This window comes from Acinetobacter sp. WCHA29, assembly GCF_002165335.1.
GTDB lineage: Bacteria > Pseudomonadota > Gammaproteobacteria > Pseudomonadales > Moraxellaceae > Acinetobacter.
In genome coordinates, this window is record NZ_NHRQ01000019.1 from 21304 (window position 1) to 42443 (window position 21140).

A 21140-nucleotide genomic window follows, 5' to 3' on the forward strand; every position below is an offset into this window, starting at 1 on the left:
AGGTGCCTAAAGGGCACCTTTTATGTATGGATAAGCTAAATTTAATAGAATAGGTTGAGCTTTAGCATTTGGGTGAATTTGATCGTTTTGAATTAAATTTTTATGTCCAGCGATCCCTTCTAAAAAGAAAGGCAATAACTTGACCTTATATTGCTGGCTTACAACTTTATAATTTTTTTCAAAAGCGCTGCTATACGCCGTCCCATAATTGGGTGGTATTTTCATGCCAAATAGTAAAACAGAAGCTTTCTGCTTTTGGCTGAGTTGTACCAATTGTGCTAAATTTTTTTGAATCATTTGAGGGGGTTGACCTCGTAAGCCATCATTTCCACCTAACTCAATTACAACAATTTCAGGCTGATAAGTTTGTAATAATTTAGGCAGTCTTGCCAAAGCACCACTTGTAGTTTCACCACTGACGCTTGCATTGACCACTTTATGCTGTTTCGGATACTGTTGATCTAAACGCTGTTGTAATAGGTTTACCCAGCCTTGTTTGGCATCTATGCCATAACCTGCACTGAGACTGTCACCCAAAATTAAAATAGTCTTTGCTGATGCGAAAGCGGGTAATGAGCAAATCGTGATGATTCCAAATGTTTTGGATAGCGAAAATAAAACTTTAGATATTTGCATTGCACTTTAAATTTGTCCTAAAGGATACGTGACATGATGCCACAACCGATTATTTCTGCCCAAAAAGTTACACAAAATATCCACATTAATCAGCAAACATTAACCATCTTAAAAAATATCGATTTAGATATTTATCAGGGGGAACAGATTGCGATTACAGGTCGTTCAGGTTCTGGAAAATCCACTCTATTAGGTATTCTAGCAACACTTGATCGACCAAGTATGGGTGAATTGTGGGTCTGTGGACAAGCGGTGCATACTTTAACTGAAGAGCAGCGTGCTCAGGTCCGTTTAGAAAATATTGGTTTCGTGTTTCAATCTTTTCAGCTTTTACCACAACTCAGTGCACTCGAAAATGTGATGTTACCCTTACGTCTTCAGCCTGATTTCAATTTTAGGCAAGCTGAAAATAAGGCATTGCAATGGCTAGAGCGTGTTGGATTAGTTCGCCAAGCACAGCAAACGCCTAAAGTTTTATCGGGTGGTGAGCAACAACGTGTTGCGATTGCTCGAGCCTTAATTGCTGAGCCTAAGATTATTTTTGCAGATGAACCGACAGGTAATCTGGACGGGCAAACCGCAGCAGAAATTGAGCAACTGTTATTTGATTTAAACAAAGAACTCGGAACAACTTTAATCCTTGTAACGCATGGTCAAAATTTGGCAGCCTTGTGTCAACGGCATGTCAAATTGCTTGATGGTCAAATCCAAGAAATTGTAAAAGTGCAGGAGGGTGTATGAGTTCAGTTCTCAAACCACTACTTTTGCAAAGTTTCCGCACAGGAGGGTTATATTTACTGATTATTGCCCTCTCTTTAGCTATAAGTGCCACCACCGCATTAAAATTTAGTAATACTCAAGTTCAAAATGCCGTTTCATTGCAAGCTGCCGAAATGCTGGGTGCAGATTTAGTTTTGTCTGATAATGACCCTATCCAATCAAAGTGGGTACAAAATGCCCAACAACTTCATCTAAAACAGACACCTGTCACTTTGTTTGGATCAATGGCACATACCCAAGACCAATTTGTGATGGTCAATGTCAAAGCTGTCGATGAGCATTTTCCACTGCGTGGTAAATTAGAGATTCAACCGAGAGCGAAATCTATCCAACAAGGTGAAGTTTGGTTAAGTCCAAGAGCAATTGATCTGTTAAAAGTAAAACTGGGGGATCAGGTTGCAATTGCTGATGGAAAATTTAAAGTAACAGGCATTATTGAGCATGACTCTAATCAGGAGTTGGGCTTTTCAGGTTTTTCACCAACCGTGATTATTCATCAAGCAGATATTGCGAAAACAAATGCTATTCAGGTTGGGAGTCGGATTGATTATCGATTATTAATGGCAGGTGAGCCAAAACAAGTTGAAACATTTAAGACCATCTTTAAACAAGAAACCAAGCTTGAAGCTGATCCACATAATCAACAAGCAGAGAATAGTGAACAAAGCACACTGAAACTACGTGATGCGAGTCAGTCCAATACCCGTTTGATGAAACCTATTGAAAATCTGGATACCTTTCTACAGCTTGCCAACCTCTTAACCATTCTACTGTGTGGGATTGCAATTGCTTTAACTAGCCAACGTTATGTGCAACAAAATCAGGATCATATTGCTTTGATGCGTTGTCTCGGTGCGAGTAAACGACAGATATTAGTCGCTTATATGATATTGCTTGCGATTGTCAGTGCCCTATCAATTGTGATTGGAAGCTTAATCGGAATCGCGTTGGGATATGGTTTGTTGCAATTGATGTTGCAACTGATTCCACAATTGCAACTCAGCTTTGCCATTGCTGATTTGCTTATGGCATTACCCATTGCAATTTTTACTAGTGTCATGGTGCTGATTGGTTTCATTTTGCCAAGTATTTGGGAATTATTGAATACGCCACCGATTCGTGTCATTCGTCAGCAAGAGCGTTCACGTAAGTCCTACATGATGATGTTTAGTGTCGGTATTGTGAGTTTGGTCATCTTTAGTTTGGTGCTGAGTGATAATTTAAAATTAAGTTTATTGGTCTTATCTGCCATATTAGTACTTTGTGTGACTTTATTTGCTGTGATTTGGTCATTACTGAGAGCAATTAAGCAGTTGAAACATCCCTTATCTGCTTATGTTCGAATCCCACATCAGACAGCCTTGCAAATCACAGCGCTTGCATTAGGTCTCAGCTTAATAACAGTTCTAAGTGTTTTAAGAACGGATTTATTAGAGCGTTGGCAGCAGCAATTGCCTGAAGGTACACCGAATCAGTTTGTCTACGGTCTGCCACCATTTGATATGCCACAGTTCAAACAACAGCTTGAGCAGAATAACTGGCAAACGACACCTCTATATCCCAATATTCGGGGACGCTTGATTGCTAAAAACGGTCAGGCTTTCAGTACTGAACTGATTCAACAAAATAATTCCTTACGCCGTGAACTGAATCTGACTCAAGCGGAGCTTTATCCAAAAGATAATCTGATTACTCAAGGGAACCCAAAGTTCACCCAAGTTGGGCAAGTGTCGGTAGAAGAAAAATTGGCTACTGAATTAGGGATTAAAGTGGGGGATCAACTGAGTTTTAGTTTGCCTGAAGGATCATTGGATGCCAAAGTGATTAACCTACGTTCAGTTGAGTGGGAGAGTTTTAGCCCTAATTTTTTCTTTATTTTTTCGCCCAAAACCATGGATGAAAATGCAGGAAGTTATTTAGGCAGTTTTTATGTCCCTACTGCGGATCAGCCAAAAATGGTGCGATTGATTGAACAATTTACCAATACTGTATTTATTGATGTTGGGCGTGTTTTAGATGAAGTGAAACGTTTAATGAATATATTGGTTCAGGTAGTGACAGTACTGGCAATATTGGTTGGTTTGTCAGGTATCTTGGTTTTAATTGCATGTTTGAATGTTTTAATGGATGAGCGCCGTAAAGAAGTGGCGTTATTACGATCTTTTGGTGTCGCAAAAAATAAATTAAAACAGATGCTCAGTTTAGAAATTGGTTTTATTGGCTTGGTGGCAGGAATTGTAGCATGTCTTTTTGCTGAAGTGATTAGTGCGATTGCCAGTTACAAGATGCAAATGGCAATCCAATTTCATCCTGAAATTTGGTTAATTTTACCGCTCAGTATGATGCTGGTATGTATGTTGATTGGTCGATATCGACTCAGTTATTTATGTGATATTCCACCGTTACAAAGTCTGAGAGAGATGAACCAATCTTAAAAGCTTAACTGGTTTTGGCGCAGGATTTCATTCCATAGAGAATTAAGTCCTGTGCTTAACTCATTACAGTAAACATAAAATCCGAGCGTTAATAAACTAGCTAAAACCAGTGCAATGATTTGTAAGAAAACTGGATGTTGAGTTTTATGACTGAAATACCAAGAGCCTGCAAGTAAAGCACCCATGATCATTCCACCGATATGTGCTGCATTATTAATACCTGAAACAGTAAAGCCAAAGGCAAGGTTGATGCCCATAATTAATAATAATGACTTTTTATCTAACCAAAAACGTTGTTGGGGTAAAGGTGGAAATAAAGAAACAGTTGTGAGCGCAGCACCTAAACCCATCACTGCGCCAGATGCACCAGCACTGATATGTGGCAGTAATTTGGGATCAAAATGTTGTAATAATTCATAGCCGTCACGAATACTGAGATAACTGGAAAGAACGCTGCCCATTAAACTCGCGAGAAAATACAGCAAAATATAATAACGACGACCAAAAAGCGGTTCAGCAACACTCCCGAAAATATACAGTGCCCACATATTCAGCATTAAATGGATCAGACCGAAATGGAAAAACATACTGCTAAACAGACGTTCGGGCTGTCCAGAGAAGGTGAGTGGTGTAAAATCTGCTCCCCAAGTAATTGCATCCATAGGGGAAGGGTCGGTAATATTCACACCTGAAAGAATTTGCCAGCCAAATAAACCAACATTGATGGCAATTAATAATGCTGTAAACCACCATATCTGTATTTGCAACTTTTGAGTAATTTGTGGTGGAGTGGTTTCAGTCATATGTTTATGCAAGTTATTACGATATAAAAATAGCTTAGCATGAATTTGTTGCCCAAGGAGTGATGCACTTTAATGAAAGCCTTTTTAGCACGTGCAGTGATGTTGATTATCGGTATCATTCTTCTCATTCAGCTTTGGATTTTTAGTAGCTTGGTATGGTGGAGAACGCAGCCCGTTGAAACAACGATGTTTATGCGTTGGGATTACCTGACTGACTTTAAGCCAATTCAACAAGACTGGCGTGATTATGATGATATTAGTGATAACTTTAAGCATGCAATTCTAGCTGCTGAAGATGCTAAATTTATTCATCATCATGGTTTCGATTGGGCTGGGATTCAGTTTGCATTAGAGCGTAATAATGAAAAAGGCGAAGTCGTTGCAGGCGGTTCCACGATTTCTCAACAGCTAGCAAAAAACTTATTCCTTTATAATCAGCGTTCATTTATTCGTAAGGGGCAGGAAGCTGTTGCTACATGGATGATGGAACGTATGTGGTCAAAACGTCGAATTTTAGAGGTTTATATGAATTCGGTCGAGTTTGGTCAAAATATCTATGGTGTTGAAGCTGCCGCACAATTTTATTATGGTAAGAGCTCGAAAAGTTTAACGCGTGAGCAAGCTGCTTTTTTAGCTGCTTTACTACCAAATCCTAAGTATTATCAAGATCATCGCAATGATCATAAGTTACAGTTTCGTAAGCGTGTGATTTTAAGGTATATGAATAGTACACAAATTCCACAATAATTCAGATAAATTAAAAAAAGCTCAATATTTTTGGGCTTTTTTACCAAATTGACATAATTTTGCAGCATACTTAAACCGTGTTTTGATGAATGATAAAGCGACAAGGTTCAGTATGAATACTGCAGTGACGACAACAACGCCAACAGAATATACTTATAATGATCGATATATAAATCGTGAACTTTCTATTCTCGATTTTCATTTACGCGTACTTGAGCAAGCAGTTGATCCTCTCCATCCATTATTAGAAAGAATGAATTTCCTGCTTATTTTTTCAAGAAATTTAGATGAATTTTTTGAAATTCGTGTTGCAGGAATGATGGAGCAATTAACTTTAGGCAATGAAAGTCGTACACCAGATGGTTTGACCCCTAAGCAAGTGCTCGATCAAATTTCTAAAACAGCACATGCTGCGATTGAACGACAATATCGTATTTTAAATGAACAAATTTTACCAAAATTGCGTGAGGAAGATATTTGCTTCTTACGCCGTGGCGAATTGACCCCAGCACAATCTGCATGGATTAAAAAATACTTCCAAGAACAAGTTGCGCCCGTTTTAACACCGATTAGTCTTGATCCAGCACATCCATTTCCACGTTTAGTCAATAAAAGTTTGAACTTTATTGTCACGCTGGAAGGTAAAGATGCTTTTGGTCGTCAGATTGATCTTGCTGTAGTGCCCGCGCCTCGCTCTTTACCTCGTGTGGTTCGTTTACCCGATGAGCTTACAGATGGTAAAGAACATCATGTCATGTTATCTGCGATTATCCATGAACATGTTTCAGATCTATTCCCAGGTATGACAGCAACAGGTTGTTATCAATTCCGTGTGACGCGTAATGCAGATTTAGCCTTAAATGAAGATGTTGAAGATTTAGCAAAAGCTTTAAAAGGTGAGTTAAGTTCACGTCGTTTTGGACGTGCCGTTCGTTTAGAAGTTACGCATAATTGTCCAAAGCATATTTATGAATATTTATTGGATGAATTTGATTTAGAAGAAGAACAGCTTTATCGCGTAGACGGTCCTGTAAATTTGGCTCGATTACTTTCTAATTTTAAACGTCCACATTTACGCTATGACTCGCATACGCCAGTGGTTCCAAAAGTATTCAAGAAGACTGAAAGTATTTTTGCCGCGATGCAAAAGCAAGACATTTTATTGCATCATCCATTTGAATCATTTGCGCCTGTAATTCAATTATTGCGTGAAGCAGCACGTGATCCGCAAGTTTTGGCAATTAAACAAACACTTTATCGTAGTGGTGCAGACTCAGAAATTGTTCAAGTTCTTGCCGAAGCGGCGCGCAATGGTAAAGAAGTCACTGCTGTGATTGAGTTACGTGCTCGTTTTGATGAAGAATCAAATATTGAAGTTGCAAATGTATTGCAAGAAGCGGGTGCCGTAGTTGTTTATGGGATCGTTGGTTATAAAACACATGCCAAAATGATTTTAGTGGTACGCCGTGAGAATAATAAATTAGTACGTTATGTACATTTGGGTACAGGGAACTACCATGCCACGAATGCACGTATTTACACCGATTATGGTCTAATGACTACAGATAAAGATTTGTGTGAAGATGTACATCGGATTTTCCAAGAGCTTACGGGCATGGGGAAAATGGCAAAACCGAAAAAGTTATTGCATGCACCATTTACATTACATGCTCAACTAATCAACTATATTGATGAAGAAATTGCGAATGCCAAAGAGGGTAAATCGGCACAGATTATTGTAAAAGTGAATGCGTTAACCGAAGTCCAACTGATCAATAAGTTATATGAAGCATCGCAAGCAGGCGTACAAATTGACTTAATTATTCGTTCAATTTGTTGCTTACGTCCGGGTCTCCCGAACTTGTCAGAGAATATTCGTGTTCGCTCAATCGTGGGAAGATTCTTGGAACATACACGAGTTTATTATTTTAGTAATAATGGTAATCCTCGTATTTATTGTTCAAGTGCAGATTGGATGGATCGTAATTTATTTAATCGTGTAGAAGCATGTTTCCCGATTGAAGATCCTGCATTGAAAAAGCGTATTTATCAATTAGGTTTAATGAATTACTTAAAAGACAATCAGCAAGCTTGGTTATTACAAGGTGATGGTGTCTGGGATCGCGCTAAACCCGCTCAGGGTGAGGAACCGCACAACGCGCAACACAAATTACTTGATGCGATTAAATAAATCTAAAAAACCGACCTTAGGGTCGGTTTTTTGTAGATATGGATTAGTTGGTTTTAATTTCTAAGACCAACTGATTGACTAAATCGGCAGCTTCCAACTCTCTAATTTGTGTCACATTGCTCCCTGCCCAAAATGCACTATAACTAAAATCTCGGTGGGTATTTGCAATACTCATGAGTTGTTTAGCTAGATCATAAGTATAAGGATATGCTGGCGTTTGAGGTCGATTTGGTGAGTCAATCAGTGTGTGCCAAGTCCCCACTAAACCACGTGCTGGACGACCTGATAAGCTTGAACTGATTTGTGTAATAGATTGACTGAATAAAGCTTTTCGATAGGCTGCATTCGCATTCGAACTTTTACATTGCACAAATGCCGTACCCAATTGAACAGCAGCAGCACCTAATTTCAACATCGATTTTGCTTGATCACCATTCATAATACCGCCAGCAGCTACGACAGGTAATTTACAATGTGTTGAGATCAGTTGCACAAGATCACTGGTTTTAATGGCTGCATCAAAAGTTTGATTAAAAATACCTCGGTGTCCTCCAGCTTCAATGCCTTGAGCAATAATAATATCAATACCCGCCGCTTCGATTGCCTGAGCCTCGATGAGATTGGTTGCAGAAACCATGGTGATAATTCCAGCTTGTTTTAAGGCTTCAATTTGATGAGGATGTGGAATTCCAAAATGAAAACTCACAGCTTTGGGGCGAGTTTCAAGTACAACGTTCAGGAAATCATCATTATCTAAAAAGCTTGGGTAGATACAATCCAATTCAGTCGGAGGTTCTGCTCCGAATTTTTCAAATTCAGGACGAATATAATTAATCCACTGTTGAGCAACTTCTGGATCGAGTTGTTCTGATTGATGGCAGAAAAAATTAACTTGAAAAGGGTGGTCAGTCAGTTCTTGAGTTTTAATAATTTGTTGTTTTGCTGTCTCTGCTGAATTTGCCCCAAGTCCCAAAGAACCTAAAGCACCTTGATTAGAAACTTCAGCAGCAAGTTCTGGTGTTGATACACCAGCCATTGGAGCAAGGAAAATAGGATGTTTTATTTCTAATAATTCTAAAATTGACATGATTTATATACTCTTTAGCTTTTCTATCACCATAACGTAAAAACAAAAAGCCCTGCAAATAATAATCAGTATTTAATTATTGAATATTAATCTTTTAAAATACCGAGTCACACAGAAATTAAATGCCAGTCACATGGAACAATGAGCCGACCCAACTCGAAAATGCCATGGCTAAAATGCCCCATAAGGTAATACGTAGACTACCTTTTAGCATTGATGTTCGAGCAAAATAACTGGATAACGCTCCCAATAATGCGAGTGAGACGATACCTGTAATTAAAACTGAGCGAGCGACCCATGAACTTGGGCTGAGTAAAATGGCAAGCATAGGAAGTACAGCACCACATGAAAAGGAAGCAGCAGAAGAGAGCGCTGCTTGAATCGGATTCGCAGCAGTATTTTCATGTATGCCAATTTCATCACGGGCATGTGCCCCAAGTGCATCATGTTCTGTGAGTTGTGTGGCAACTTCATGTGCCAATTCAGGTTTTAGACCTCTCGAAATATAAATTTCAGTCAGTTCTTTCAGTTCTGCATGCGGATTGTTTTCAAGTTCAGTTGCTTCAAATTTTAAGTCTGATTTTTCAATATCTTCTTGAGATTTTACCGAAATATACTCTCCAGCCGCCATCGAGGTTGCACCTGAGATCAGTCCAGCAATACAGGTGACCAAGAGTGTTTGCGAACTCGCACCACTGGCTGCCATCCCCATAATTAAACTTGTGACAGAAATAATGCCATCATTTGCGCCAAGCACGGCAGCACGCAGCCATCCTGAGCGTTGTATGACATGAAGTTCTTGATGGTATGACAAAGACATAATGGCTCTCTTTTTATATATGTAAACGTAATTATAGGGGCAAATAGATGAATCATTTTTATTTTAACGAATTCTTTTCTGATTAACTTAACACCATATTAATCTGGTTTTTGATTGTTGTATGTTGTTGGTTTGATGAACTGTTTATTTGTGCGATTAAAAAATGATTACTCAGCAAATTTATAGCCTTGGTGAAGGCTATAAATATGATTTGAAAGCTTCGATCGCGCGTGCTCGGCTAGTTTTAAGATCAACAATTGGTTTCGGATAATTGAGATTTTTTGATACATCTTTTGCATAAGGTTCATGTATGATTTGTGCATCCAAATGCGCGAGTTCTGGTACCCAACGTCGAATATAAACGCCATTTTCATCGAACTTTTGTGATTGGCTAATTGGATTAAAAATTCGGAAATAGGGAGCTGCATCAGTTCCTGTGGATGCACACCATTGCCAACCACCATTATTTGCAGCTAGATCGCCATCAATCAGGTTTTGCATGAACCATTGTTCACCTTTGCGCCAATCAATTAATAGATTTTTAGTTAGGAACATGGCGCAAATCATGCGAACTCGGTTGTGCATCCAACCCGTGGAAAGAAGTTGACGCATACCCGCATCAACAATTGGAATACCTGTTTGTCCTCGTTTCCATTTTTCAAAACCATCGCTATCATCACGCCATTGAACATTCTGTGTTGCAGCTTTAAAAGGCAAGTGCTTAGAAACTTGTGGAAAATCAAATAATATATGTTGATAAAATTCACGCCATAATAATTCATTCAACCATGTTTGTTGTCCTTCGGACTGGATAACAAAATCACCTTGTTGATGTCTAAATGCTGCTTGAATGCACTGACGAATTGAAATAATTCCAATATTTAAATAAGCAGAAAGTTGACTAGTTCCTTTAACCGAAGGGTAGTCCCGTAAAGCGTTATATTGAATAATTCGTTTTTCAACAAACTGATTGAGTAGGTTTCTCGCATGTTTTTCACCCACTCGCCATTCACTCGTATTTTTGTCTTTAATTTTGTCAGCATAGTGGTTTTGGATGTGCTGTAAATCTGTTTGGTGTAGTTGACAAAAATCAAACTCTAAGGTTGCTTGGGTTTCTGGGATTGGATAACACTGAGGTAAACCGAGCTCTAAGCGCTGATAGCAACTTTTTTTGAAAGCACCAAAAACTTGATAGGGTAGATTCGATTGAGTTCGAATACTTGCAACTGGAAACAGCGTTCGATCTTGAAACAGTATAAGTTCTTTTTTTTGACGATTTAAACTTTGTTGTACTTCATTATCGCGTTTGAGTTCATTGAAGCCAAATTCAATATTGGCATACACATTTTCAAATGGTAATTTTTCTGCGAGATCAACAAAAAACTCCGCAATGTCATCCCAAAGAGGTACAGTAAATATGAGTAAAGGGATCTGTAGTTTGGAAAGTTCTGTTTTTAGCTCTAAAAGTTGGCGTAAATAAAAATCAATTTTAATATCCGCATCGTCATGACGTTGCCATTGTTCAGGTGACAGAATACAAATCGCTATACATGGACCATTCTGACGGGCATGCCATAAAGCAGCCTGATCACGGACGCGCAGGTCTTGGCGGAACCAGATTAATTGATAAGTATTTGACATAGCAATTCTATAAAGTTCTTTAAAAATTATTATTTATATTTTATAGGTGCTTATGTGAAGAAAAAGCAAAGCCGAGGCTTTGCTTTTTGAGATGTTCTAATTCAAAAATGAATTAGTGGTGGTGACCACCTGCACCGTGAACATGACCGTGATCTAATTCTTCTTGACTAGCATCACGGATTTCTACGATTTCAACTTCGAAAGTTAAGTCTTGACCAGCAAGAGGGAAGTTTGCATCAACAATAACGTTTTCGCCTTCAACTGCTTTAACAGTTACGATTTGAACGCCATCATCAGTTTGAGCTTGGAATTGCATACCCGCTTGGATATTGTCTACACCTTGGAACATTTGAGCTGGAACTTCTTGTACGAGGTCTGGGTTATATTCGCCGTAACCTTCAGCAGCTGGAACAGTTACAGTAAATTTTTCGCCTACTGTTTTACCAAGAAGTGCATTTTCTAAACCAGGAATGATGTTGCCCGCGCCGTGCAAATATGCAAGTGGTTCACCTTGAGATTGATCAAGTGTTTCACCCTCAGCGTTTGTTAAAGTGTAGTGGAATGAAACCACGTGGTTATTTGCAATAGCAGTCATGTTGTTTGATCCATTCAATCAATTTAGGTGTACATCATAAAGTGAAAAATAGATTTTGTTGACTATTTTCCACTTTTTGAAACTATTTCGTTATAAATGGGAACGAAATAGAAAATTTCAACTCAATAAAGTTTAATTTTTGGACGTACACGACGTGTCAGAAAATCTTTCATGGTCAGCATTCCTGCTTGGGTATAACCATGAATATTGGCTTGATGTAATCGATACAAAGACACATACATTGTTTTGGCAATAAAACCTTGTACGCTTACATCACCGAGTAATTCTCCAACAGCCTGATTACGGCTTAATGAAACCAAAGAGCCTTTATCACTGAAATTAAACATAGGTTGAGGTGAACTAGATAAACGAGCCGCCATGGCATCTATCAAGAATGTCGCTTGTTGGCTTGCGACCTGTGCACGTGGTCCTAATGGAGGTTGACGTGCATCAAGCTGACAATTTGCACAATCTCCAAAGGCAAATACATTTGGATCTGAATACGTTTGTAATGTCGCATAGACCATTAAACGATTAATTTTATCACGTTTAAAATCTGTAAATGATTCTAAAACTTTGGGCGCTTTGACACCTGCCGCCCATACGGTAATGTCTGAATGCAAAACATGACCGTTGCTAAAATAGACATTTGATTTATCGACTTTTTGCACTTGATGTTGTGTCAGAATGTCGATGCCCATTTTTTGTAATTGTTTCGCGCTATGTGCAGCTGTTTTTTCATTGAGCGCAGGCAAGATACGATCTGAGGCTTCGATCAAAGTAATTTTAACTTGCTTTGGATTAATTTTCTTTAACCCATAACGATAAAAATTCTTCGTGGTTTCAATCAGTTCAGCCGCTAATTCAACACCTGTTGCACCCGCACCCACGATACCAATATTCAAGGCACGTTCAGTTGCTTGGTTTTGCGCTTCAATATAAAGATGGAACAAGTCCTGTTGGAAAATATCGGCTTGTTTGCGACTATCTAAGAAATGACAATTTTCACGTACACCTTCAGTTCCGAAGTCATTTGAAACTGAACCAACAGCTAATATCAGTGTGTCGTAGCTAAGACTCTGAATAACAGGAGTATGTTCTTTAGAAAGTTGAGGAGGTGAAATCGTAATTTTTTTTTGATCTTTATTTACGTTGATTAAGGTTCCAAGGATGAACTCAAAATCATGTTTTTCTGCGTGAGCAAAATAATTGGTTTGTTCTTCGTGAGGATTTAGTGAGCCAGCGGCAATTTCGTGTAGGAGAGGCTTCCATATATGCGTGAGATTTTGGTCGATTAGGGTAATTTTGGCTTTCTTTTTCCTGCCAAAACGTTCACCTAATTGTGTTGCAAGCTCTAAACCACCTGCGCCACCACCCACAATCACGATATGATGTAAGGTTTTGCTCATGATTAACCTAATTATTTTTGTGAAAGGATGGTTGGATTATGCCATCCTTTTTTCAACATTGTATGGTTAATCTTGATAAAAATAGTAGGTTTTTTTATCCTTGATTTAAAGGATAAATTTTGGCAGCTTTGACATCATTTGTTGAAAAAAACGAGAATAAGTTTGCAAACCAAATCATAATTTTTTGAAAAATATTCGCTTCCTCAATTTCCACGTTATTTTCAATTTGTAGGCTACGAATTAACTGATTATTTTGATAAACCGTCACTGTGGCCAAATTCATGACTTGCGTCAATGGTGCTGTTAAATGCTGTTGATTGAGTTTGATATTGACGTGTGTTTTTGTCGTTTCAAGTGGTTCAATGGTTTTGATTTGCTGGTTTGTATCAAGCAAATGTATACGTTGTGTGAGTAAATCAAAACTATTTAAATCAATTGGTGTCGCTTGATCGTATAAAGATGTTGTTACGATAGTGGGTTGTTGAGTTTCAACTTTGAAAATTTTTAAAGTTGATTTGATGACAGGAAGCTCAGCAATTAGCTTTTGCTTTGGAATCACTTCTTCATCGCGTGTGTATGTATACGCTAAATTCATTAATTTATGCGCGACTTCAGCCCGTTTTACCGCACTTGGTGTTCCAAGTACCACTACAATCAAACGACGCTTGTCAACATGTGGATTTAGAGTAGGGCGCTCAGCGGTTAAAGCCAAGTTGTAACCTGCCGCCTTGGTATAACCTGTTTTTAAACCATCTGCTGTTGGATCCATTTTTAATGCAAGATTTGTTGCACGGTGGAAACGTTGGTTATAGCTAAAACTTGGCATTTTTGAATAATGTAAATATTCAGGTGTCTCTTTTACGATCGCTTTTGCTAATAGACTTAAATCTGCTGAAGTTGAGTAATGATCTGTCATGGTGATACCCGCAGGATTACTAAAATGGGTATCTTTCATTCCTAAGGCTTGGGCTTCTTTATTCATTCGTGCAACGAACTGTGGAACACCACCTGAAATTTTTTCAGCAAGCGTAACTGCTGCATCATTGGCAGACATGACAATCAATCCTGCTAAAAGTTGATCAACAGAAATTTGTTCACCAGCTTTTAAATACATTTGGGATTCATCCCACATGACAGTGCTCACCACAGGTGTTGCGGTTAATACCTCTTCCTTACGTAATTTACCTGCTTCGATTTCTTTCAAAGCAATATAAGCCACCATCATTTTGGTGAGCGATGCAGGCGAACGTTGAACATGACTATTATGTTCAGCAATGATTTGACCTGATTGAGCATCTACGATCGACCAAGCTTGCGCTTCAACCGTTTCAGGAGCGATATTAAGTAAATTGGCATGTACTAAATTGGCACATAACAGACTAAACAACGTAAAGAGCGAGAGGAGAAATTTCAAGAGAACACCTAGTGCAGCCGATCCAATGGCATGGAAAGCGAAAAAAAGCATGCTATGACTTTTTTGTTGCAGAATCCAGCAACTTTTGCCAACAATTAAGACATCTACGCATGACTTTGTAAAAAAATGCTAAGCTGTGTGAAACTGTTCCTATTTTTATGATCTAAAACTATGTTGCACTATCAAATTGAGTTTGACGATTATCGCCAACATCTTATTCATGTCACACTTCGTTTCCTTGCTAATCCGAACCAAGAACTTTGGTTACCGACATGGATTCCTGGCAGTTATTTGATTCGAGAGTTTTCAAAACATATTGAATCAGTAAAAGCATCTGATGAAGCAGGGCGGTTACTTAGTATTAAGAAAACGGAAAAGAACCGTTGGCAATTATTCAATACAGATCATGAATTGATTACGGTTGAATATGATGTCTACGCTTATGATTTGTCGGTACGAGGCGCATATGTTGATCAAACTCGCCTATATGTAAACCCTGCTTGTGTTTGTTTAGGTTTAATCGATCAAGAACTATCACCATGTGAAGTTGAAATTTTCTTACCGCATGAATTAAAACATTTTCAAATTGCAACAGGTTTAACTGCTAAGAGTTTGGTGAAAGGACGCTATACTTTAAAGGCAGATAACTACGATCAGTTGATTGATAGTCCATTTGAGTTGGCAGAGCAAAGCCGTTTTAGCTTTGAAGCAAATGGTATTCCGCATGAGTTTGTGATTTCAGGTAAACACAATACAAATCTAGAGCGGTTACAAACTGATATTCAGCAAATCTGTCAGACTGAAATTAAGATGTTCGGTTCTGCACCGTTTCAAAACTATACCTTTATGACTATGGCAACGGGCAATAGTTATGGCGGTCTAGAGCATTGTAATAGCACCAGTTTGATCACACCACGTGATGATTTGCCGAAAGTAGATGAAGCTGAAGAACCGTCTAAAGATTATCAGCGTTTCTTAGGCTTATGTAGCCATGAATACTTTCATTCATGGTTAGTTAAATTTATCCGTCCTGAAAACTTTACGAATTATGATCTACATAAAGAAGGCTATACGAGCTTATTGTGGATTTTTGAAGGCTTTACTTCTTATTATGATGATTTAATTTTATTACGCAGTGGCGTTATTTCTCAAAAATCCTATCTGGATTTACTTAAAGCACAGATTGAGCGTTATTTGCAAAATCCAGGGCGCTTTATTCAGTCTGTGTCAGAATCGAGTTTTGATGCATGGATTAAATTCTATCGTCAGGATGAAAACTCAAATAATGCAGGAACAAGTTATTACAACAAAGGTAGCTTAGTTGCGCTTTGCTTAGACTTGGGCTTGCGTTTACGTGGTTCAAACTTAGATGCCTTGATGCGCCGTTTGTATGAAAATACCCAAAAGGGCATTCAGGTCAATGAACGCACGATTTTTGAATTGTGTAATGAATTGACTGGGGATAACTGGATTGAACAAATTAATCATTTGATCAATACCACTGATGAATTGCCATTGGATCAACTATTCCCAAAGTTTGGTTTGAGCTATATCGTTAAAAATAACAAAGCATTACCTTTTGGCTTAAAAGTGCTAGATAAAGCTGACGGTGTTATCGTGCAAAATGTTCGCCGTGATAGTGCTGCTGCGCAAGCAGGTTTGTCTGCTAACGATGTCATTATTGCGATTGATGGTATCAAAGCATCAGAAAAGTTGTTGGCGAAGTATGCAAAACAAAAAGGCTCATTTATAGTTTATGCATTCCGTCGCGATGAGCTCCTACAGTTTGAACTTCATGCTGGAGAGAATCCTCTGAATTCGGTTGAGTTAAAAGTTGAGGATCAAACTAAATTAGAGGTTTGGTTGAAAGGTTGATGCAATTGATAGCGTTGTACGCACCGTTAGCATAAATCATTGTGTGAATGAGGGAACAGATTCAGTTTCCCTCATTTGTATATGAAAATTTTAATTAAGATTTTTGAAAATAATTAGTTACCACGATAAGTTGAGTATCCATAAGGACTAATCAAAAGTGGAATATGATAATGTTCAAGATTGCCATCCACAGAGAAAATTACAGGAACTTCTGGGAAAAATGAGCTTTGCTTATTCTTTTGGAAGCATTCACCTGTTTTAAAAGTGTAAATGAAACTTGAGTCGAATATTCGTACGGACTTAAACAATTTATTATGGTTAAGCATTTTATAAAATATTTGGCAGAAATGAATTGGCAAATAAAATTTTAAAAAATGTAGGGTTTAATCGTACGGAAGTACTCAAGCATTGGTATTTCGTAGCGAAATGTCAATATCACGATATATTACATTGACTGAGAAGTAATCAACGCTGATACTCTCATGTTTTATTTAAGCTAACCGGTTCCTTGGTCACAAAGCGTAAGCTTTATACCATTATTTCGTAGCGAAATGTCAATATCACAAGATATTGCGTTGACTGAGATACGTTGAGGACTGATACTCTCAGACCTTAATCAAGCAAACCGGTTTTAATGGACTGGGCCAAAAGCTCGTTCATGAAAAACTCAACCAAACACAAGGGGCTATATATGGCTGGTGGAAAGTCAAAAATCATTTATACACTGACTGATGAGGCGCCATTGTTGGCGACCTATTCGCTACTGCCGATCATTGAGACCTTTACTAAGCCAGCTGGCATAGAAATTGTCAAGAGTGACATTTCTGTTGCAGCACGTGTGCTTGCGGAATTTTCGGAATACTTAAGCGATGAGCAGAAGGTAAGCAATAACCTTGCTGAGCTTGGTCGCCTTACTCAAGATCCAGATACAAATATCATTAAACTGCCAAATATCAGTGCTTCAGTTGCTCAGTTAACAGCATGTATCAAAGAATTGCAGTCTAAAGGATATGCAATTCCTGATTATCCAGAAAATCCAACAACGGATGAAGAGAAAGAACTTAAGACACGTTACGGTAAATGTCTTGGTTCTGCTGTAAACCCTGTATTACGTGAAGGTAACTCAGATCGTCGTGCGCCTGCTGCTGTAAAAAATTATGCGAAAAAGCATCCTCATTCAATGAGTGAGTGGAAACAATGGTCACAAACGCACGTTTCGCATATGGAAGAAGGTGACTTCTACCATGGCGAGAAATCAATGACACTTGATCGTGCGCGTAATGTGAAGATGGAGTTAATCACGAAGAGCGGTGAGACAATCGTTCTCAAGTCTAAAGTTGAGCTTCAAGATGGTGAAGTGATTGACTCAATGTTCATGAGCAAAAAAGCATTGTGTGACTTCTATGAGAAGCAACTTGATGACTGCCGTGAAGCTGGTATTTTATTTTCATTACACGTAAAAGCGACCATGATGAAAGTTTCACACCCGATCGTTTTCGGTCACTGTGTGAAAATTTACTATAAGGATGCTTTTGAAAAACATAGTAAGTTATTTGATCAGTTAGGTATTAATGTCAATAATGGTATGGCAGGTCTTTATGAAAAGATCGCAACTTTACCAACTTCACTCCGTGAAGAAATCATTGAAGATTTACATGCTTGCCAAGAACATCGCCCAGCATTAGCTATGGTTGATTCAGCGAAAGGGATTGATAACTTCCATTCTCCAAACGACGTGATTGTAGATGCATCTATGCCAGCAATGATTCGTGGTGGTGGTAAAATGTGGGGTGCCGATGGTAAACCTTACGATTGTAAAGCTGTTATGCCTGAATCAACTTTTGCACGTATCTACCAAGAAATGATCAATTTCTGTAAGTGGAATGGTAACTTTGACCCACGTACGATGGGTACTGTACCGAACGTTGGTTTGATGGCGCAAAAAGCTGAAGAATACGGTTCACACGATAAAACATTTGAAATTCCTGAAGCGGGTATTGCGAACATTACCGATTTAGACACTGGTGAAGTGTTGATGTCTCAGAATGTAGAAGAAGGCGATATCTGGCGTATGTGTCAGGTGAAAGATGCACCAATTCGTGACTGGGTAAAACTTGCGGTAAGTCGTGCTCGTAACTCTGGTATGCCTGCGATTTTTTGGCTTGACCCATATCGTCCACACGAAAATGAGTTGATCAAGAAGGTTGAAAAGTATCTAGAAGAACATGATACAGAGGGTCTTGATATCCAAATCATGTCACAAGTACGTGCAATGCGTTATACGCTTGAACGTGTAGCACGTGGTTTAGACACAATCTCTGTGACTGGTAACATCTTACGTGATTATTTAACTGACTTGTTCCCGATCATGGAATTGGGTACTTCAGCGAAAATGTTATCAATCGTTCCGTTAATGGCGGGCGGTGGTATGTATGAAACAGGTGCAGGTGGTTCAGCGCCGAAGCATGTTCAGCAGTTAGTTGAAGAAAACCACTTACGTTGGGATTCGCTTGGTGAGTTTCTTGCGCTTGCAGTTTCTTTAGAAGAGCTTGGTCTTAAAGAAGATAATGCGCGTGCGAAGTTACTTGCAAAAACTCTTGATCAAGCAACGGGTAAATTGCTCGATAACGATAAGTCTCCATCTCGTCGTACGGGTGAGCTAGATAACCGCGGTAGCCACTTCTATTTAGCAATGTATTGGGCTGAAGCGCTTGCTGCTCAAAACGAAGATGCTGAATTGAAAGCGAAGTTTGCTCCTCTTGCAAAAGCCTTGGTTGAAAATGAACAAAAAATTCTTGCTGAATTGAGTGAAGTACAGGGTAAAGCTGCTGATATTGGTGGTTACTACGCTGTGGATCCAGTAAAAGTAAATGCAGTAATGCGTCCAAGTTCAACGCTTAATGCTACGCTTGAAATGATTTAAGTTTTAATGCAGAACTAACAAACCTGTTGGTAATGTAAAAATACCGATGCGAAAGCATCGGTTTTTTTCTTAATATAGTGTTGATTTTTTGATAATTAAAATTTAAGTTAAAAGAAAATTACTAATTTTAGATTTAATGAATATGTTCAAATTAGATATAAAACAGTTAAATGCATTAGCTAAATTAGCAGATGAATTATTACTGGATGGGAACAGGAAAGAGGAATTAGTTGATTTACTAAAAGTACATATCGAAACAGATTTTATCTTTGATAATGATTTTAATAGAGGTTATTTTTATTATATATTAGCGAACTGTAGCTCTAGACTTTATAGCTATCAAACTGAAAATTGGTATTCTCAAAATCTAATAAATACGACTAATTTATATCATAAAGCTGTACATTTTTTGAGAAAGGATAATAAAAATAAAGGTTTACTTTCATTTGCTTTAACTAATCTTGGAAACTTTCTTTCATCACAGGGGCGAGCTTTTTGTGCCCAATATTATTGGGATTTAGCAATCGAAATTGATGAAAATCCAGTAGCTATAATTTCTAAAGCTGCTGATATTATTTTTAGGGCAGAAAATTTATATGATGAATATCATATATATATTCATTACTTCTATGCTAATAAGATGATACTGAAAGCTTATGAAAAAATCGAATATTTAGAAAATGAGCAAAGAATTTCACTTGAAAAAGGTGGGAAATTATATGTTTTTCATAAATGGTACTTAAAAAACTTTAAAGATCAAGATTTTGATTATTTAAAAGAGTATAAGCAAAAAGTAAACAGTAAAACAGAATCACGTTATTATGCTTGGGTTGCTAGAAATAAAATTTTTATTAATGATATTAATGACTTATGTTTAGAAGAAATAGCTTTTCAAGATGTCTTAGGGCTTCCCTCTATGGTTCAAAAGATTAATGATGGATTAAGTTTAAAAGAATCATTAGTCTTTCATTCAAGTTTTGATGAATTGCGTAATGAATATGCATACGCACGATATTTAGTTTTTCAAGCATCAGAAATAAAAGAAGAGTCGAGTCATTTTTACAATAAAACTTATCCACGCACAGATGATACATTACATGCAATAGATAATTTAAAAACTTCACATATGAAGTCAGCTTTTAGAATTTTGTACTCACTTTTCGATAAAATTTCTTATTTTATTTCTAAATATATTGAGCTACCAATTAAAGATGAACGAATAAGTTTTCGAGGTATTTTTTTTGATAAGTCACAAAAAATTCATAAGAATTTAGAACCTTCAAAAAATTTTTTCCTTCATGCACTGTTTTATATTTTAAAAGAGGTAGAGCGTGATGTTGTACCAAATGAAATTTATTTAAATGTTGAAAAGCGTAGGTTAGCACTTATCAGAAACTACATGGAGCATAGATCTTTTAGAGTTGTGGATGATTTTGGATATAAGTTAAATAACGATTTTGATTTATATACCAAAACTCAATATAAAAAAATGCTAGAAAAGCGTGAAGATTTAGAAATAAAAGGGTTACAACTTACAGATGAGTATAAACAACTAGTAGATGAAATTAATGAAAAAGAAAAAAGAGTAAATTATATTTTAGAAATGCCAATTTCAGAATTTGAGGAATCACTGATGGAACTAATAAGATTAATTAGAAATTCTTTGATGTACCTAAGTTTGGCAGTACATTATGAGGAGAGAGAAAAATTAATTGATAATGATCTTATTCTAAGTAGAGAAGTTCCAATAAAGTAAAAGCCCACAAAAAAGTGGGCTTTAAAAA

General features: G+C 37.7%; 16 protein-coding genes. 7 read left to right on the forward strand and 9 right to left on the reverse strand.

Features of this window, described 5'->3' with window-relative positions; genetic code table 11:
• Positions 1–6: 6 nt before the first annotated feature.
• Positions 7–636 (reverse strand): arylesterase, encoded by a 630-nt coding sequence (locus tag CDG59_RS11720; RefSeq protein WP_005158050.1) that lies wholly within the window; start codon positions 634–636, stop codon positions 7–9.
• 36 nt (positions 637–672) lie between these two features.
• Here CDG59_RS11720 and CDG59_RS11725 point away from each other — a divergent pair, with 36 nt between their 5' ends.
• Positions 673–1377, forward strand: coding sequence for an ABC transporter ATP-binding protein (locus CDG59_RS11725; RefSeq protein WP_087545519.1), 705 nt, complete (start codon positions 673–675; stop codon positions 1375–1377).
• Positions 1374–3851 (forward strand): ABC transporter permease, encoded by a 2478-nt coding sequence (locus CDG59_RS11730; RefSeq protein WP_087545499.1) that lies wholly within the window; start codon positions 1374–1376, stop codon positions 3849–3851. The genes CDG59_RS11725 and CDG59_RS11730 overlap by 4 nt, the downstream gene beginning before the upstream one ends.
• Here CDG59_RS11730 and CDG59_RS11735 read toward each other — a convergent pair.
• Complete coding sequence (locus CDG59_RS11735) at positions 3848–4654, reverse strand: rhomboid family intramembrane serine protease (RefSeq protein WP_087545500.1); 807 nt, start codon at positions 4652–4654, stop codon at positions 3848–3850. The genes CDG59_RS11730 and CDG59_RS11735 overlap by 4 nt on opposite strands.
• 72 nt (positions 4655–4726) lie before the next feature.
• Here CDG59_RS11735 and mtgA point away from each other — a divergent pair, with 72 nt between their 5' ends.
• Both mtgA and ppk1 read left to right on the forward strand, forming a co-directional pair.
• Positions 4727–5401, forward strand: a complete 675-nt coding sequence (mtgA, locus tag CDG59_RS11740; protein WP_004663315.1) for a monofunctional biosynthetic peptidoglycan transglycosylase — start codon at positions 4727–4729, stop codon at positions 5399–5401.
• Positions 5402–5513: 112 nt separating this feature from the next.
• Entirely contained in the window at positions 5514–7592 is a 2079-nt protein-coding gene (gene ppk1 / locus CDG59_RS11745; RefSeq protein ID WP_087545502.1) for a polyphosphate kinase 1, read from the forward strand.
• A 43-nt stretch (positions 7593–7635) separates the two neighbouring features.
• On the opposite strand, the gene CDG59_RS11750 is transcribed toward ppk1, so the two are convergent.
• The 6 genes from CDG59_RS11750 to CDG59_RS11775 form a co-directional block, all read right to left on the reverse strand.
• Positions 7636–8679 (reverse strand): NAD(P)H-dependent flavin oxidoreductase, encoded by a 1044-nt coding sequence (locus CDG59_RS11750; protein ID WP_087545503.1) that lies wholly within the window; start codon positions 8677–8679, stop codon positions 7636–7638.
• Positions 8680–8797: 118 nt separating this feature from the next.
• Positions 8798–9499 (reverse strand): VIT family protein, encoded by a 702-nt coding sequence (locus CDG59_RS11755; RefSeq protein WP_087545505.1) that lies wholly within the window; start codon positions 9497–9499, stop codon positions 8798–8800.
• A gap of 198 nt (positions 9500–9697) precedes the next feature.
• Positions 9698–11140, reverse strand: coding sequence for a cryptochrome/photolyase family protein (locus CDG59_RS11760; RefSeq protein ID WP_087545506.1), 1443 nt, complete (start codon positions 11138–11140; stop codon positions 9698–9700).
• Between the two features lie 112 nt (positions 11141–11252).
• Positions 11253–11735: an FKBP-type peptidyl-prolyl cis-trans isomerase gene (locus tag CDG59_RS11765; RefSeq protein WP_004663295.1), complete on the reverse strand. Its 483-nt coding sequence runs from the start codon at positions 11733–11735 to the stop codon at positions 11253–11255.
• A gap of 122 nt (positions 11736–11857) precedes the next feature.
• Positions 11858–13144: an NAD(P)/FAD-dependent oxidoreductase gene (locus CDG59_RS11770; protein ID WP_087545508.1), complete on the reverse strand. Its 1287-nt coding sequence runs from the start codon at positions 13142–13144 to the stop codon at positions 11858–11860.
• A 94-nt stretch (positions 13145–13238) separates the two neighbouring features.
• The gene (locus CDG59_RS11775) at positions 13239–14558 is read right to left on the reverse strand and encodes a D-alanyl-D-alanine carboxypeptidase PBP6B (protein WP_087545520.1); all 1320 of its coding nucleotides are present in this window, start codon (positions 14556–14558) and stop codon (positions 13239–13241) included.
• 171 nt (positions 14559–14729) lie between these two features.
• Here CDG59_RS11775 and CDG59_RS11780 point away from each other — a divergent pair, with 171 nt between their 5' ends.
• Entirely contained in the window at positions 14730–16433 is a 1704-nt protein-coding gene (locus CDG59_RS11780) for a M61 family metallopeptidase (RefSeq protein WP_087545509.1), read from the forward strand.
• 113 nt (positions 16434–16546) lie between these two features.
• On the opposite strand, the gene CDG59_RS11785 is transcribed toward CDG59_RS11780, so the two are convergent.
• The gene (locus tag CDG59_RS11785; protein WP_413772673.1) at positions 16547–16759 is read right to left on the reverse strand and encodes a hydroxyisourate hydrolase; all 213 of its coding nucleotides are present in this window, start codon (positions 16757–16759) and stop codon (positions 16547–16549) included.
• 365 nt (positions 16760–17124) lie between these two features.
• Between CDG59_RS11785 and CDG59_RS11790 the strand changes: the two genes are divergently transcribed.
• Both CDG59_RS11790 and CDG59_RS11795 read left to right on the forward strand, forming a co-directional pair.
• Entirely contained in the window at positions 17125–19356 is a 2232-nt protein-coding gene (locus CDG59_RS11790; RefSeq protein WP_087545511.1) for an NADP-dependent isocitrate dehydrogenase, read from the forward strand.
• A 142-nt stretch (positions 19357–19498) separates the two neighbouring features.
• Positions 19499–21112: an LA2681 family HEPN domain-containing protein gene (locus CDG59_RS11795; protein ID WP_227519124.1), complete on the forward strand. Its 1614-nt coding sequence runs from the start codon at positions 19499–19501 to the stop codon at positions 21110–21112.
• Positions 21113–21140 lie beyond the last annotated feature (28 nt).

What these genes read in the sequence shown, in the direction of transcription:
- CDG59_RS11760 (WP_087545506.1), bottom strand. Translation starts at nt 11,140, where the DNA reads ATGTCAAATACTTATCAATTAATCTGGTTCCGCCAAGACCTGCGCGTC.
- CDG59_RS11750 (WP_087545503.1), bottom strand. Translation starts at nt 8,679, where the DNA reads ATGTCAATTTTAGAATTATTAGAAATAAAACATCCTATTTTCCTTGCT.
- CDG59_RS11770 (WP_087545508.1), bottom strand. Translation starts at nt 13,144, where the DNA reads ATGAGCAAAACCTTACATCATATCGTGATTGTGGGTGGTGGCGCAGGT.
- CDG59_RS11795 (WP_227519124.1), top strand. Translation starts at nt 19,499, where the DNA reads ATGTTCAAATTAGATATAAAACAGTTAAATGCATTAGCTAAATTAGCA.
- CDG59_RS11765 (WP_004663295.1), bottom strand. Translation starts at nt 11,735, where the DNA reads ATGACTGCTATTGCAAATAACCACGTGGTTTCATTCCACTACACTTTA.
- CDG59_RS11780 (WP_087545509.1), top strand. Translation starts at nt 14,730, where the DNA reads ATGTTGCACTATCAAATTGAGTTTGACGATTATCGCCAACATCTTATT.
- CDG59_RS11755 (WP_087545505.1), bottom strand. Translation starts at nt 9,499, where the DNA reads ATGTCTTTGTCATACCATCAAGAACTTCATGTCATACAACGCTCAGGA.
- mtgA (WP_004663315.1), top strand. Translation starts at nt 4,727, where the DNA reads ATGAAAGCCTTTTTAGCACGTGCAGTGATGTTGATTATCGGTATCATT.
- CDG59_RS11790 (WP_087545511.1), top strand. Translation starts at nt 17,125, where the DNA reads ATGGCTGGTGGAAAGTCAAAAATCATTTATACACTGACTGATGAGGCG.
- CDG59_RS11735 (WP_087545500.1), bottom strand. Translation starts at nt 4,654, where the DNA reads ATGACTGAAACCACTCCACCACAAATTACTCAAAAGTTGCAAATACAG.
- CDG59_RS11785 (WP_413772673.1), bottom strand. Translation starts at nt 16,759, where the DNA reads ATGCTTAACCATAATAAATTGTTTAAGTCCGTACGAATATTCGACTCA.
- ppk1 (WP_087545502.1), top strand. Translation starts at nt 5,514, where the DNA reads ATGAATACTGCAGTGACGACAACAACGCCAACAGAATATACTTATAAT.
- CDG59_RS11730 (WP_087545499.1), top strand. Translation starts at nt 1,374, where the DNA reads ATGAGTTCAGTTCTCAAACCACTACTTTTGCAAAGTTTCCGCACAGGA.
- CDG59_RS11725 (WP_087545519.1), top strand. Translation starts at nt 673, where the DNA reads ATGCCACAACCGATTATTTCTGCCCAAAAAGTTACACAAAATATCCAC.
- CDG59_RS11720 (WP_005158050.1), bottom strand. Translation starts at nt 636, where the DNA reads ATGCAAATATCTAAAGTTTTATTTTCGCTATCCAAAACATTTGGAATC.